Consider the following 13,533-nt stretch of genomic DNA (forward strand, 5'->3'; position numbering starts at 1 on the left):
CGGTTGGGGCAGGATTTGCCATCAGATCAAGCGCGCAGATCGGCAGGCGGAAGCCTGGCGGGACGGTTGCGTTTTGCCGGCCTCGACGAGACGCAATCCGATTTCCTGCGCAGCTATCGCAGCATGCTGGAGCCTTACGTCAAGGCCGGCCTGCGGGACGTGATGACCCGTTTCCAGTCTATGCCGGACTGTTCTCCGTCTTTCGAAAGCGAAAACCAGCTCGACCGGCTGCACGATCTGCAATCCTCGCATTGGAGCGTTCTGACCGATGCGCGTTTCGACGCGCTCTATGCCGAGCGGGTGAAGGTTCTTTCCGACAATGCCAGCCGCATGGGGCTCGATCCGCGCTGGCAGATCGCCAGCCACGCGGTGGTTCTGGAACATCTCGTCGGCGGGCTGGTGGCCGAACACGCGCCGCGCTCCATCCTGCCCGGCAACCGCAAGAAAACCCGTGAACTGGCGGAAGCCGTCAAGAATGTCGTCCGTCTGGTGATGGTCGATACCGAAATCGCTGTCTCGCTGCGCTTCAACGAATTGCGCCTGCGCCATGGCCGCGAACTGGCGGAACAGCGCGACAATGACCGCTCCGAAGCGGCGAAGTTGCTGGGCACAGCGCTGACGGCCTTTGCCGCAGGCGATTTGCAGGCCCGCATCGGCGGCGAAGTGCCGGAAGCCTATCGCGATGTTGCGGCTTCCTTCAACACGGCCCTGGAAACGATCGGTGCATCGCTGATCGCGGCGCAAAACAGCATCGGCGAGGCCGAGGGGCTCGGCGCGCGGTTTGCCGATATGGGCCGCTCCATGGCCGAGCGCTCCCGCCAGCAGGCCGAAGCCCTTGCCGAAACCTCACGCGCCATCCAGACGATGATCGGGAACGTTGCGGAAAACGGCGCGCGCATATCGGCTACGGAAACGGCTGTTTCCCGCGCCCGCGAGGCGGCGGTCGAAAGCGGCAAGGCTATCGGCGAGGCGATTGACGCCATGTCGGATATCGAACAATCCGCCGAACAGATCGGCAGGATCATCGGCACGATTGACGAGATCGCTTTTCAGACCAACCTTCTCGCTCTCAATGCCGGCATCGAGGCGGCGCGCGCGGGTGAAAGCGGACGTGGTTTCGCTGTCGTCGCGCAGGAGGTGCGGGCGCTCGCCCAGCGTTCCGCCGACGCTGCAAGGGAGATCAAGAGCCTTGTCGGCACCACCAAGACGCAGGTTGAGGGCGGCGTGCGCATGGTCAACCGCACGCAGGACGCAATCGGCGGTGTCGTCCGGCAGGTCTCTGGCATCAACGACATGATCGCGGAAGTCTCCCGGCATACGGCCGAGCAGGCTGGCGAACTGCAATCGGTTGCCGCCGATATCGGCGAGCAGCAAAGGCAGGCCGGCCGGAACGCCGTCGATATCAGCGCGAGCGCCTCCGAGGCCGATGCGCTTCAAACCGTCATTCTCGAACTCGGCCGCACCATCCGCGAATTCCGCGTTGCCCGTCAGGTACAGGCGAGAGCGGCGTCCGGTGCGGACCGACAGGACACTTCATTTATGGCCCGTGCGGATAATCGCACGGATTACGGCCAGGATTACCAACAATTCAGACGTCAGGGAGTCATGTAATGGCAGCCAGAAAAGCAGCTGAGGCGACGCTGAAACTGTCACCGGTGCTGGATCTCAACGAAGCATCGGCCCTGCACGGCAAGCTGATGACGTTGAGGGGAGCACCTTTGTCGGTAGATGCCTCCGAGGTGGAGCGTATCGGTGCGCTTTGCGCCCAGGTCCTAATGGCCGGCGCGAAATCCTGGGAAGAGGATGGCAAGCCCTTCGGTTTTGCCAGGGTTTCCGATGCATTCGACAAGACGATGAAACTGATAGGCGTCGATATTGACCATTTGCTCCCCAAGGAGATGCAAAAGTGAAGAAAAAAGTTCTTACCGTGGATGATTCCCGGACGATCAGGAACATGCTCCTGGTCACGCTCAACAATGCCGGTTTCGAAACCATTCAGGCTGAAGACGGCATCGAGGGCCTCGAAGTGCTCGAGCAGAGCAACCCGGATGTTATCGTGACGGACATCAACATGCCCCGTCTCGATGGTTTCGGCTTCATCGAGGGTGTACGGCGCAACGAAAAGTATCGTGCGATCCCGATCCTCGTCCTGACGACCGAAAGCGACGCAGAGAAGAAGAACCGCGCCCGTCAGGCCGGTGCGACGGGCTGGATCGTCAAACCGTTCGACCCTGCGAAACTCATCGATGCCATTGAACGCGTAACCGCCTGATACGGGACATTTCACGATGGATATGAACGAAATCAAGGAAATCTTTTTCCAGGAGTGCGAGGAGCAGCTCGCGGAACTGGAATCGGGGCTTCTTAAATTGAATGACGGCGACCGCGATCCGGAAACCGTCAACGCCGTTTTCCGTGCCGTTCATTCCATCAAGGGCGGGGCGGGTGCCTTCGGTCTCGATGATCTCGTGGCCTTCGCCCACGTTTTTGAAACGACCCTCGACTGCGTCCGCTCCAACAAGCTGGAGCCGACACAGGATGTTCTGAAAGTCATGCTGCGCTCCGCCGACGTGCTGGCGGACCTGACCAATGCGGCAAGAGACGGCGGCAGCGTCGATGAAAGCCGCACCCGCGGCCTCGTCAAGGAACTGGAAGCGCTGGCAAACGGCGAAACCGTGCAGGTTTCCGCGCCTGTGGCAGCGCCGGCCGCCGTCAAGGCGCCGCAACCCGTCGCACCCAAGCCGACGGATGAGAGCGGTTTCGAGCCGATCCCGTTCTCCTTCACGGACTTTGCCGACGAAACCACACCGCTGATGGAAGCGCCGTCCTTCCAGATCACCTTCAAGCCGCATGCGTCGCTTTATTCGAAAGGCAACGAGGCGGCACTTCTCCTGCGCGATCTTTCGCGCATCGGCGATATGAGCATCAATTGCGACATGTCGGATCTGCCTTCGCTCGACAAGCTCGATCCTGAAGCATCCTATCTTTCCTGGACGGTTTCGATTGCGACCGACAAGGGCGAAGAGGGCATCCGCAGCGTCTTCGAATTTGCCGAATGGGATTGCGATCTGGAAATCGTGCCGGTTGTTTCGGATGCCGCAAACGACACGGAAGAGCTTCCGATGATCCCGGTGCCGTTCGATCTTTCGGCCCTCGATAGCGGACCGGAAGAGCAGCCCGCTGTTGAAACCGCCACGGCTGAAGCGTCCTACGTTGCCGCAGTCGTCGAAACGGCCGTTGCGACGACGCAGATCGCCCAGAGCGTCAATGCGGCAATCGAAAAGCGTGAAGCGGCGGCAGCGCCTGCCGCAGCCCAGGCGAACGCCAACGCTGCCGCCAATGCCAGCGCCGGCCAGACCATCCGCGTCGACCTCGACCGTGTCGACCGCCTGATCAACCTCGTCGGCGAACTCGTCATCAATCAGGCGATGCTGTCGCAGAGCGTCATCGAAAACGATGCGAGCGGCACGTCCGCCGTCAATATGGGTCTGGACGAGCTGCAGCAGCTGACGCGCGAAATCCAGGATAGCGTCATGGCGATCCGCGCGCAGCCGGTGAAGCCCGTCTTCCAGCGCATGTCCCGTATCGTCCGCGAAGTCGCCGACATGATCGGCAAGCAGATCCGCCTCGTCACCGAAGGTGAGAACACGGAAGTCGACAAGACGGTCATCGACAAGCTGGCCGAACCCCTGACACATATGATCCGAAACGCCGTCGACCACGGCATCGAAACGCCGGAAAAACGCGAAGCGGCGGGCAAAAACCCGGAAGGCACCATCAAGCTTTCGGCGAAGCACCGTTCGGGCCGTATCCTGATCGAGCTTCAGGACGATGGCGCGGGCATCAACCGCGAGCGCGTTCGCCAGAAGGCAATCGACAACGACCTCATCGCCGCCGATGCGAACCTGACGGATGAAGAGATCGACAATCTGATCTTTGCGCCGGGCTTCTCCACCGCCGACAAGATTTCCGACATTTCCGGCCGCGGCGTTGGCATGGATGTGGTCAAACGCTCCATTCAGGCGCTTGGCGGCCGTATCAGCATCTCCTCGCGCCCCGGCCATGGCTCGACCTTCACCATGAGCCTGCCGCTGACGCTCGCCGTTCTTGACGGCATGGTGGTGACCGTTGCCGGCCAGACGCTGGTGGTGCCGCTGACGGCAATCGTCGAAACCCTGCAGCCGGAAGCGAAGAACATTCATTCCTTCGGCGCGAACCAGCGGCTGATCTCCATCCGCAACTCCTTCTGCCCGCTGGTCGATGTCGGTCGCGTGCTGAACTTCCGCCCGACCCAGGCCGATCCGGTCGAAGGTGTCGCCCTTCTGGTGGAATCGGAAGGCGGCGGCCAGCGCGCCCTGATGGTGGATGCGATCCAGGGCCAGCGCCAGGTTGTCATCAAGTCGTTGGAAGCCAACTATACCCATGTTCCGGGCATTGCCGCCGCCACCATTCTCGGTGACGGACGTGTCGCGCTCATCCTGGATGTCGATGCCATCGTCAGCGCCTCGCGCGGACAGCCCCTGAAGCAGGAAATGTCGCTTGCGGCGACGGGTTGAGAGCGGATCGTTCATGGCAGCACTTAATTTCAGCGATCAGCGCCAGTCTCCCGACGAGGTTCTTGCCAGCGGCGAATACCCGCTGACGAGACGCGACCTGTCGGAAATCGCGGCGATGATCTATGCCGATGCGGGCATCTATCTCAACGACACCAAGGCGTCGCTGGTTTATTCCCGCCTGTCGAAGCATATCCGCAATCTCGGCCTGTCGGGTTTTCGCGAATATTGCGCATTGGTGTCCTCGCCGGATGGCGCGCAGGCGCGGCGCGAAATGCTGTCGCATCTGACGACGAATTTCACCCGCTTCTTTCGCGAGAACCACCATTTCGAACATCTGCGTGACGAGGTCCTGCCGGGCCTCATCGCCCGGGCGAAGAGCGGCGGGCGTGTCCGCATCTGGTCGGCCGCCTGTTCGGACGGGCAGGAGCCCTATTCCATCGCGCTTACCGTGCTTGCCATGTTCCCGAATGCGGCGGATTACGATTTCAAGATTCTTGCGACGGATATCGACCCCAAGATTTTGGCGCAGGCCCGGGCAGGGGTCTATGATGACAATGCGCTCGAAACCGTGTCTCCCGCCATGCGCAAGCAATGGTTCACGGAAGTCGATGCCGGCGGTCGCCGCAAGTTCCGCATCGACGACAAGGTCAAGCGCCTCATCACCTTCAACGAATTGAACCTGATGACGCAATGGCCCTTCAAAGGCAATTTCGACGTCATTTTCTGCCGCAACGTCGTCATCTATTTCGACGAGCCGACGCAGATGCGCATCTGGTCGCGTTTTGCCGGGCTACTGCCGGAAGGCGGTCATCTTTATATCGGGCATTCCGAACGCGTTTCCGGTGACGCCAAGAACCTGTTCGACAATACGGGCATCACCACCTACCGCTTCACTGGCCACGCTTCGGGGAGGAAGGCATGAGCGCACTCGCACGGGTACTCGTCGTCGATGATAGCCCCACTATGCGCGGCCTGATTTCGGCTGTCCTCAAGGCCGATCCGGAAGTCGAGGTGGTCGGGCAGGCCGGCAACGCCATGGAAGCACGCGCGGCCATCAAGCAGCTCAACCCCGATGTCGTGACGCTCGACATCGAGATGCCGGAAATGAACGGTCTCGAATTTCTCGAAAAGATCATGCGTCTGCGGCCCATGCCGGTCATCATGGTCTCGTCGCTGACCCATCGCGGCGCGGATGCTTCGTTGGCTGCGCTTGAAATCGGTGCCTTCGACTGTGTCGGCAAGCCGGCGCCGGGCGATGCGCGCCCCTTTGGCGATCTCGCCGACAAGGTGAAGGCCGCTGCCCGCTCTCAACACGCCGCCTACCGCGCGGCGCGCCCGGAAGCCGCAGCCGTGCCGCAGCCGGTCCCGGTCAGTGAATATCGGGCTGGGCGCAAGGTCGTTGCCATCGGTTCCTCCACGGGCGGTGTCGAAGCGCTGATCGCCGTGCTGCAGAAATTCCCGGCCAATTGCCCGCCGACCGTCATCACCCAGCACATGCCGCCGACCTTCACCAAGAGTTTTGCCGAACGGCTGAACCGCATCTGCGCCCCCGTGGTGGAAGAGGCGACGGACGGTGCACGTCTTCAGACCGGCAAGATCTATCTTGCGCCGGGCGGCGAGCGCCATTTGCAGATCGCCAACCGGTCCGCACCCTGCTGCCGGCTCGTCGAACGCGATCCCGTCAACGGCCACCGACCCTCCGTCGATGTGCTGTTCGATTCGGTGGCTGAGCTTGCCGGCCGTAACGCCGTCGGCGTCATTTTGACCGGCATGGGCCGCGATGGCGCAGCCGGGCTGTTGAAGATGCGTCATGCCGGTGCGCGCACCGTCGGCCAGAACGAAAAAACATGTGTCGTCTACGGCATGCCCCGCGTGGCCTATGAACTTGGCGCCGTGGAACAGCAACTCCCGCTGGCCTCCATCGGCGAAGAAATCCTGAAACTAACCACTGCCCGTAAAGAAGGTGCTGACTAATGTCTCTCGCAGAAAAGATCAAAGTTCTGATCGTCGACGATCAGGTGACCAGCCGGCTGCTCCTCAGCGATGCGCTGACACAGCTCGGCTTCAAGCAGATCACCGCCGCTGGTGACGGCGAGCAGGGAATGAAGATCATGGAGCAGCAGCCCCATCATCTCGTCATTTCCGATTTCAACATGCCGAAGATGGACGGTCTCGGTTTCCTGCACGCCGTCAGGGCCAACCCGACGACCAAGAAGGCCGCCTTCATCATCCTCACCGCGCAGGGCGACCGCGCGCTGGTGCAGAAGGCAGCCCAGCTCGGCGCCAACAACGTGCTGGCCAAGCCCTTCACGATCGACAAAATGCGCGCTGCCATCGAGGCGGTTTTCGGATCGCTGAAATGATTGAAGCTGCGGCCAAGCGCGTACATATCATTCAGGGCGAGTATAAGGTCGTCAGCGATCCCGATGTGGTGCTGACGACGATACTCGGTTCGTGCGTGGCCGCCTGTCTGAGAGATCCCGTTGCCGGCCTGGGAGGCATGAACCACTTCCTGCTGCCGGGAACGGGAAATGTGACCGGCGGAGATGCGACGCGTTACGGCGTGCATCTCATGGAGCTCCTGATCAACGGCCTCCTGAAGCAGGGGGCACGGCGCGACCGGCTGGAAGCCAAGGTTTTCGGCGGCGCGAAGACGATTGCCAGCTTCTCCAATGTCGGTGAGCAGAATGCCATCTTCGCCATGCAGTTTCTGAAGGATGAAGGTATTCCGGTCTTAAGCTCCTCCACGGGCGGGGACCACGGACGAAAGATCGAATTCTGGCCGGTCTCCGGGCGCGCGCGTCAGCATCCGCTCAGCGGCGCGGAAACCCAGAAGACGGTTGCCATGGAAACGCGTCCGGTGCCGGCCCCCAAGCCAGTCGCCAACGACATCGAATTTTTCTAGTCACGGAGTTTCCAATGCAGCTTGCAGAGCACACCGCCGCCACTCCGTTCGAAGAAGCCCTGCCGGACGTTCTGATGCGCGTGGTATCGGAACTGCACGACGTCGCCTATCTCATCGAGCGCATCGAGCCGCAATTGCTTGAAGTGACCAGCGGTCAATTGTCCAGTGAAGGCGTCAAGCTGTTGCAGGGCATCGACCTTGCCGTCCAGAAAACCCGCGGCCTTGCGGAATTCATCGATACCATCACCGGTTCCATCCCCGGAGATTGGATCGTGGATGTTTCCACCGCCCTCAGCCTGGTCAAGCTGGCCGAAATGCAGAAGGCGCTCGGCGCGGCCTTCCGCCATGGCCATTCCCAGCCGCTGGACAAGGCCTCGGGCGACTTCGACTTGTTCTAGAGTTATTTCCGTCAGCGTTACCGTCCTTCGCGGAATGCGGAGAAAGGCAACGCTCGCGCAAGCTTCGCACCCTATTGTCACGACGGGGCCAAAAGGTCTCGGACTCTATGAATGACGGTGCGGAACAGAATGAATCTGTTAAATCAAATCCCTCAGGTCTTAAAGAATGTCGCGGCGCTGGGGCAGACACGGCTGCTGATGCTGGGCGGCGTGGGCGTTGTGTCCATGGCCATCATCCTTGCCGCAGCTCTTTACGTGAACCGTCCCGCTTACGAGACCCTCTATGTGGGGCTTGAAAAAAGCGACCTTAACAAGATCAGCATTGCGCTCGCCGAATCGGGTCTGGACTTTCAGGTGGGGACCGATGGTTCCAGCCTTCAGGTTCCCGTCGGCCTCACCAGCAAGGCAAGGCTGCTTCTGGCCGAGCGCGGCCTGCCCGACAGCGCCAATGCCGGTTATGAGCTTTTCGACAATGTCGGCTCTCTCGGCCTGACCTCCTTCATGCAGGAAGTGACGCGCGTTCGCGCCCTTGAGGGCGAGATCGGCCGCTCCATCCAGCAGATCGACGGCATTGCGGCCGCACGCGTCCATATCGTCATGCCTGACGTAGGCAATTTCCGTCGTGGCGAACAGAAGCCCACCGCATCGGTCATGATTCGCGCCAGTGCTTCGGCCGGCCGCAAGGCGTCCGCCTCCATCCGTCACCTCGTCGCCTCGGCCGTTCCCGGCCTTGAAGTCGATGATGTGACCCTGCTTGATTCGACCGGCCAGCTTCTCGCTTCCGGCGACGATGTCACCAATGCCGCCATGAACCGCTCGCTGACGCTGGCGCAGAATGTGCAGCAGGAAATCGAAACCAATATCGACAAGGCGCTGGCGCCTTTCCTCGGCATGGACAATTTCCGCTCCAGCGTCACGGCGCAGCTGAATACCGACAGCCGCCAGATTCAGGAAACCGTTTACGATCCGGAATCGCGCGTCGAGCGCTCCGTGCGCACGGTGAAGGAAGACCAGAAATCGCAGGAAACGCAGCCGGATACGGCCGCGACCGTGGAACAGAACGTACCGCAGGCAGCACCCCAGGGCGGCGGCGGCGGTCCGCAGTCCTCCGACCAGTCGGCCAAGAAGGAAGAGCAGACCAATTACGAGATCAATTCCAAGACGGTAGCCACGGTCAAGAACGGCTACACCGTCGAGAAGATTTCGGTCGCGGTCGTCGTCAACAAGGGCCGGATCGCCAAGATGGTCGGCGAGCCCGCGGATCAGGCGAAGATCGACGCCTATCTTGCTGAAATGCAGAAGATCGTCACTTCGGCCGCGGGCATTTCCTCCGACCGTGGCGACATCGTCTCGCTGACGGCTATGGACTTCCTCGAAACGCAATTGCTGGATGAGGCCGCAACCGGCCCGGGCATCATGGAAGTGCTGAGCCGCAATTCCGCCGGCATCATCAACTCGCTCGCCTTTGTCGCGGTTGCCTTCCTTGTCGTCTGGCTCGGCGTACGCCCTCTGGTCCGCACGGTGACCGGCAACGGTGCCGCCGCAGGCCAGCTCAGCCAGGAGGCCGCCGGTCTCGAACTGCCGGATTTCTCTCCCGGCATGGATGCGGGCGCAGGCGGTCTCATGGAAGGTTTCGGGGCGGATTTCGGCTTCGACAGCACCGACGACCTTCTGGCGGGCGGCGATGGCGAGGGCACATTCAACCGCCGGGTTCGCGAAGGACCGGAACGCAGGCTCTCCCGCATGGTGGAAATCAGCGAGGAAAGAGCCGCCAAGATCCTGCGCAAATGGGCGGTGGAAAAAGCAGCATAATATCGAAAAGGCCGGTTTTACCCGGCCTTTTTTCCGTTTTTGGGCTTTTCGCTATGCTTGGGGGGCGAGCCGTGGCAATCTCGTTTCAGGACAGTGTTTACAAAAAATTCAGCAACGATACAGTTTGCTGGGAATTGGCTGAGAATGCCGTTTATGGATTGAACAGCTTTTCAGTATGTTTTTTTAGTAATAGACGAGCAGGGAAATACGTGGAAAGGCTGGTGTCAGGTAATGGCATATCCCAGTCCGTTCCATAAAATGAAGTGATTCGGTCTCCGGGGGCTTGCCGTCCCATTTTGGTAAGCTTCTCGAATGGAATGATTCCATCCCGAGGTATAATCTCCCACTGGGAGCAAGAGGGCGTAGGCGATTGAAAGTCGATGTTGATATCCGCAGGCTGTCTGCCAAGCCTATGGAGGGCATGGGTAAGCCCCTGCCGCGCGATCAGCTTGCTAAAAACGTCGCAGCCACGGCTGCTGCCGGTAACGTTGCAGGCGCACTGGATCTGCTCGTAACCTACGCTGGCGCCTCGCATTATCTGCTGGCGCGGGATGATCTTCTCGAAGAAACCGGACTGAAATTCATCGTCACCTCCGACTGGCCTTTCGATCTGGTCCGCAGGCTTGGTGTCGAACTGGCCAACAGCCAGAACAGATCGAGCGAAATGGAGAAATGCCTTTCGCTTCTGCAGCCGCGGCTGCTCTTCCTTCCCGACGATGTTTCGGTTCCCTACGGCATAGACCGGCAATATTCGGCGCTGTCTTTCTGCGTGGGGCGCATCCGGCTTTCGCTGCTGCTGCTGTTTCCCGAAGAAGCGGTGCCTTCGCCGGAAAGGCTGCGCGAAATCGCTTTGCTGACGGGCTATTGCGTCAGCTTCGGCATTGCCAGCGAAGCAAAAACCGTGCGCGATATCGATCTCACGGAGCGCGAGCTTGAATGCCTGTTCTGGATCGCGGAAGGCAAGACGAGCGATGAAATTGCGATGATCCTTGGCATTTCGCGCAATACGATCAATAATTACATTACAAGCGTGATGCGTAAAACCGCGACGAAAACCCGCTCGGAGGCAATTGCCTACGCCGTGCGCAACAACCTCGTATAATGGTCGGACGGATGGTACAGACGAAAGACAATGAGGGTTCAGGTCAGACGGGCATGTTTTACCGCAGCCCTGTCGTGACGAGCCGGTCGGATCTTTTTCCGAAGCTCGTCGCCATGCAAAAGCTGGTCGGCGCGCGAAATTTCGTGGTGACGAAGGCTGCCGCTTCCGGTTTCCCCAACAAGAAAAAGCTGACCTGCGAGCTGGAAAACTGGGGCATGAATGCCGCAGAGCAGAGCGCGCAGTTCATCCGCGCCGTCGGCGACATTCTTCTCGATCATATCGAGACATCGCTCCTGCCGGTCATCTGGCGCAACAAGAATGCCGGCGGCTTTGCCGATCTTCCCGATGTGCCCGCACTTCTGCGCCGCATCGAAAATGACACATTGCCCTATGCGGGGCTGGCGCTCCCGGTGCGGCTCGGTACCATCGGCAATGGTTACATCGTCTTCTGCGGCACCAACCTCGTTCTCGACAATGAGGTCGTGATCGAACAGCACATCAAATGCTGCGAGATCATGGTGGACATGCTGGCGCTGGACGAGCGCAAGGCGGCGCCTTCCGAGGCGCTGAGCGAGAGGGAAATCGCCTGCCTGCAACTGGCGGGGGACGGCCGTATCAGCGAAGAAATCGCGGTCAAGCTCGGGCTTTCCGTGCACACCGTCAACGCCTATCTCGGTTCGGCGACGATCAAGCTCGATTCCGTCAACCGTATCCAGGCGATCGCCAAGGCCATCCGGCTCGGTTATATCCACTGATGGTGGACGGGTTTTCCCGTCCCTCATAAGCCGGCAGGCGCCGGCCCGGCTTGTGCCCCCCTAAAAGGCGCTATCGACGCTTCGCGTTTTTTTAACAGTTGCCTACTAGAACTTTTATAAGTTTGGCTTTGGGGAACTGTTTCATGCACAACCGGCTCTTTAAGTCCGTTGCCGGCAAGGTCGTCGCGTTGACGATCGGCCTGATCACGCTCAGCGTGGCGGCAGTTGGTTTTTCGACCTACATTCGCTTGAAGGACAACATCATCACCACCGCGCTGCGTGATACGCACAGCGCAATGCGCAGCATGGCGATCCTTTACGAACTGAAGGTCGGCGGCGTCGCCCTCGAAATGGTGGATGGGGACCTCAAAAGTGTGGGTCGCGCCAGCATCGGAACGATGCGCGACAATGATCTCGTCGACCGCACCGCAGCCGGTAACGGCGGTATTTCTACCGTGTTTGAAGCCAAGGGCGGCGAGTTCATTCGCATGACCACCAATCTGAAGAACGAAAAGGGCGAGAGAGCAGCCGGCACCAAGCTTGCTACCGATCATCCCGCTTTTGCGAAAGTCTCCAAGGGTGAGGCCTATTTTGGCACCGCCACGCTGTTCGGCACCAGCTACATGACCGGTTATATGCCAGTTACGAACAAGACCGGCGCAACCGTCGGCATCCTGTTCGTGGGCGTTCCCATGGATGTCTACGATGCGCAGATATACAGCCTGCGCGACATGATGCTGATCTGCGGCGCGCTCGCCATGCTCGGCGTCGGATTGCTCGCCTATTTCGTCATCAAGCGCACGCTTCAGCCGCTTGGCAAGCTGACCGATGCGGTGAAGTCCCTTTCGGACGGCAATCTCGACACGCCGATCCCATATGCCACCAACACCAATGAATTCGGCAACATCGCCCGCGCGCTGGTGATTTTCCGCGAGAATGCGATCGAGAAACTGGCGATTGAGGGCAAAAGCGCCGAGGAACGCTCCGCCGCCGAGTCCGAACGTCACCGCAACGACGCCGAGAAACAGGAGCTCGACGGGCAGATCGAGTTTGCGGTCAGCGAGATTGCTTCCGGCCTCGGCAGGCTCTCGCGTGGCGATCTGAGCCGCACGATCGAGACTCCTTTCGCTGGTCGTCTTGATCGTCTGCGCACGGATTTCAACGAATCTCTTCTCAACCTGCGCGATGCGCTGGGGCAGATCCGCGAGCGCACGCTCATCATCCAGCATAGCGGCTTTGAAATCGAGCAATCGTCGGTCGATCTGTCGAAGCGCACCGAAAATCAGGCCGCCTCGCTGGAAGAGACCGCCGCCGCCGTGGACGAAATCACCGTCACGGTCAGATCGTCGGCTGAACGGGCGCGGGAGGCCAATGAGGCCGTGCGCATCACCAAGCAGAGCGCCGACAGTTCCGGTTCGGTCGTCAGCAACGCCGTCGACGCCATGGGCCGCATCGAAGACGCCTCGCGCAAGATCGAGCAGATCATCGAGGTCATCGACGACATCGCCTTCCAGACCAACCTCCTAGCCCTGAATGCGGGCATTGAGGCGGCGCGCGCGGGTGAGGCGGGCAAGGGTTTCGCTGTGGTGGCGCAGGAAGTGCGCGAGCTTGCCCAGCGCTCCGCCGACGCGGCCCGCGAGATCAAGCAGCTCATCAACCAGTCGACGCATGAGGTCAGCTCCGGCTCGAAGCTGGTGCAGGAGGCGGGCACGGTTCTTTCCGCCATCAGCCAGCAGATCGTTACCGTCAGCCAGCATGTCGAAACCATCGCGACGGCCACGCAGGACCAGTCCTCCGCGCTTCATAACGTCAACAGCTCCGTCAACCAGATGGACCAGATGACGCAGCAGAATGCGGCGCTTGCCGAACAGTCGAGCGCGGCCAGCCGGGTGCTTTCCGGCGAGGTGGAAGCGCTGCTCGATCTGGTGCAGCGGTTCCAGATGGAGCAGGGTTCGGCGACCGGCAGGGATCGCTACAATCAGGCGGCCTGATAGGTCTGTTTTTT

Annotated in this window: 13 protein-coding genes; all 13 read left to right on the top strand. The window is 60.5% G+C overall.

Going from position 1 to position 13,533, the window contains the following annotated elements; genetic code table 11:
• Nucleotides 1-15: 15 nt before the first annotated feature.
• Nucleotides 16-1,611, top strand: coding sequence for a globin-coupled sensor protein (locus RAC79_RS01840; RefSeq protein WP_272872058.1), 1,596 nt, complete (start codon nt 16-18; stop codon nt 1,609-1,611).
• A complete protein-coding gene (locus tag RAC79_RS01845) occupies nt 1,611-1,910 on the top strand; it encodes an STAS domain-containing protein (RefSeq protein WP_003503483.1) in 300 nt (99 codons plus the stop codon). Before RAC79_RS01840 ends, RAC79_RS01845 begins: the two co-directional genes overlap by 1 nt.
• Complete coding sequence (gene cheY1, locus RAC79_RS01850) at nt 1,907-2,272, top strand: chemotaxis response regulator CheY1 (RefSeq protein WP_003493773.1); 366 nt, start codon at nt 1,907-1,909, stop codon at nt 2,270-2,272. Before RAC79_RS01845 ends, cheY1 begins: the two co-directional genes overlap by 4 nt.
• 16 nt (nt 2,273-2,288) lie before the next feature.
• Nucleotides 2,289-4,556: a chemotaxis protein CheA gene (locus tag RAC79_RS01855; RefSeq protein ID WP_174038789.1), complete on the top strand. Its 2,268-nt coding sequence runs from the start codon at nt 2,289-2,291 to the stop codon at nt 4,554-4,556.
• Between the two features lie 13 nt (nt 4,557-4,569).
• Complete coding sequence (gene cheR, locus RAC79_RS01860; protein WP_003522764.1) at nt 4,570-5,478, top strand: protein-glutamate O-methyltransferase CheR; 909 nt, start codon at nt 4,570-4,572, stop codon at nt 5,476-5,478.
• Complete coding sequence (gene cheB / locus RAC79_RS01865; RefSeq protein ID WP_065654478.1) at nt 5,475-6,530, top strand: protein-glutamate O-methylesterase CheB; 1,056 nt, start codon at nt 5,475-5,477, stop codon at nt 6,528-6,530. Before cheR ends, cheB begins: the two co-directional genes overlap by 4 nt.
• A complete protein-coding gene (cheY2, locus tag RAC79_RS01870; RefSeq protein WP_003503467.1) occupies nt 6,530-6,919 on the top strand; it encodes a chemotaxis response regulator CheY2 in 390 nt (129 codons plus the stop codon). Before cheB ends, cheY2 begins: the two co-directional genes overlap by 1 nt.
• Nucleotides 6,916-7,461: a chemoreceptor glutamine deamidase CheD gene (gene cheD / locus RAC79_RS01875; protein WP_003522762.1), complete on the top strand. Its 546-nt coding sequence runs from the start codon at nt 6,916-6,918 to the stop codon at nt 7,459-7,461. Before cheY2 ends, cheD begins: the two co-directional genes overlap by 4 nt.
• Nucleotides 7,462-7,475: 14 nt before the next feature.
• Complete coding sequence (locus tag RAC79_RS01880) at nt 7,476-7,859, top strand: hypothetical protein (RefSeq protein ID WP_035262798.1); 384 nt, start codon at nt 7,476-7,478, stop codon at nt 7,857-7,859.
• A 129-nt stretch (nt 7,860-7,988) separates the two neighbouring features.
• The gene (gene fliF / locus RAC79_RS01885) at nt 7,989-9,671 is read left to right on the top strand and encodes a flagellar basal-body MS-ring/collar protein FliF (RefSeq protein ID WP_035262795.1); all 1,683 of its coding nucleotides are present in this window, start codon (nt 7,989-7,991) and stop codon (nt 9,669-9,671) included.
• 370 nt (nt 9,672-10,041) lie between these two features.
• Nucleotides 10,042-10,773, top strand: a complete 732-nt coding sequence (gene visN / locus RAC79_RS01890) for a transcriptional regulator VisN (RefSeq protein ID WP_065654475.1) — start codon at nt 10,042-10,044, stop codon at nt 10,771-10,773.
• Nucleotides 10,774-10,826: 53 nt separating this feature from the next.
• Nucleotides 10,827-11,528: a transcriptional regulator VisR gene (gene visR, locus RAC79_RS01895; RefSeq protein ID WP_003522758.1), complete on the top strand. Its 702-nt coding sequence runs from the start codon at nt 10,827-10,829 to the stop codon at nt 11,526-11,528.
• A gap of 143 nt (nt 11,529-11,671) precedes the next feature.
• A complete protein-coding gene (locus RAC79_RS01900; RefSeq protein ID WP_078051270.1) occupies nt 11,672-13,519 on the top strand; it encodes a methyl-accepting chemotaxis protein in 1,848 nt (615 codons plus the stop codon).
• Nucleotides 13,520-13,533 lie beyond the last annotated feature (14 nt).

The organism is Agrobacterium sp. LR_9, from assembly GCF_041954855.1.
Taxonomy (GTDB): Bacteria; Pseudomonadota; Alphaproteobacteria; order Rhizobiales; family Rhizobiaceae; genus Agrobacterium; species Agrobacterium leguminum.

What these genes read in the sequence shown, in the direction of transcription:
- RAC79_RS01845 (WP_003503483.1), top strand. Translation starts at nt 1,611, where the DNA reads ATGGCAGCCAGAAAAGCAGCTGAGGCGACGCTGAAACTGTCACCGGTG.
- RAC79_RS01855 (WP_174038789.1), top strand. Translation starts at nt 2,289, where the DNA reads ATGGATATGAACGAAATCAAGGAAATCTTTTTCCAGGAGTGCGAGGAG.
- cheR (WP_003522764.1), top strand. Translation starts at nt 4,570, where the DNA reads ATGGCAGCACTTAATTTCAGCGATCAGCGCCAGTCTCCCGACGAGGTT.
- cheB (WP_065654478.1), top strand. Translation starts at nt 5,475, where the DNA reads ATGAGCGCACTCGCACGGGTACTCGTCGTCGATGATAGCCCCACTATG.
- cheY2 (WP_003503467.1), top strand. Translation starts at nt 6,530, where the DNA reads ATGTCTCTCGCAGAAAAGATCAAAGTTCTGATCGTCGACGATCAGGTG.
- cheD (WP_003522762.1), top strand. Translation starts at nt 6,916, where the DNA reads ATGATTGAAGCTGCGGCCAAGCGCGTACATATCATTCAGGGCGAGTAT.
- RAC79_RS01880 (WP_035262798.1), top strand. Translation starts at nt 7,476, where the DNA reads ATGCAGCTTGCAGAGCACACCGCCGCCACTCCGTTCGAAGAAGCCCTG.
- fliF (WP_035262795.1), top strand. Translation starts at nt 7,989, where the DNA reads ATGAATCTGTTAAATCAAATCCCTCAGGTCTTAAAGAATGTCGCGGCG.
- visR (WP_003522758.1), top strand. Translation starts at nt 10,827, where the DNA reads ATGTTTTACCGCAGCCCTGTCGTGACGAGCCGGTCGGATCTTTTTCCG.
- RAC79_RS01900 (WP_078051270.1), top strand. Translation starts at nt 11,672, where the DNA reads ATGCACAACCGGCTCTTTAAGTCCGTTGCCGGCAAGGTCGTCGCGTTG.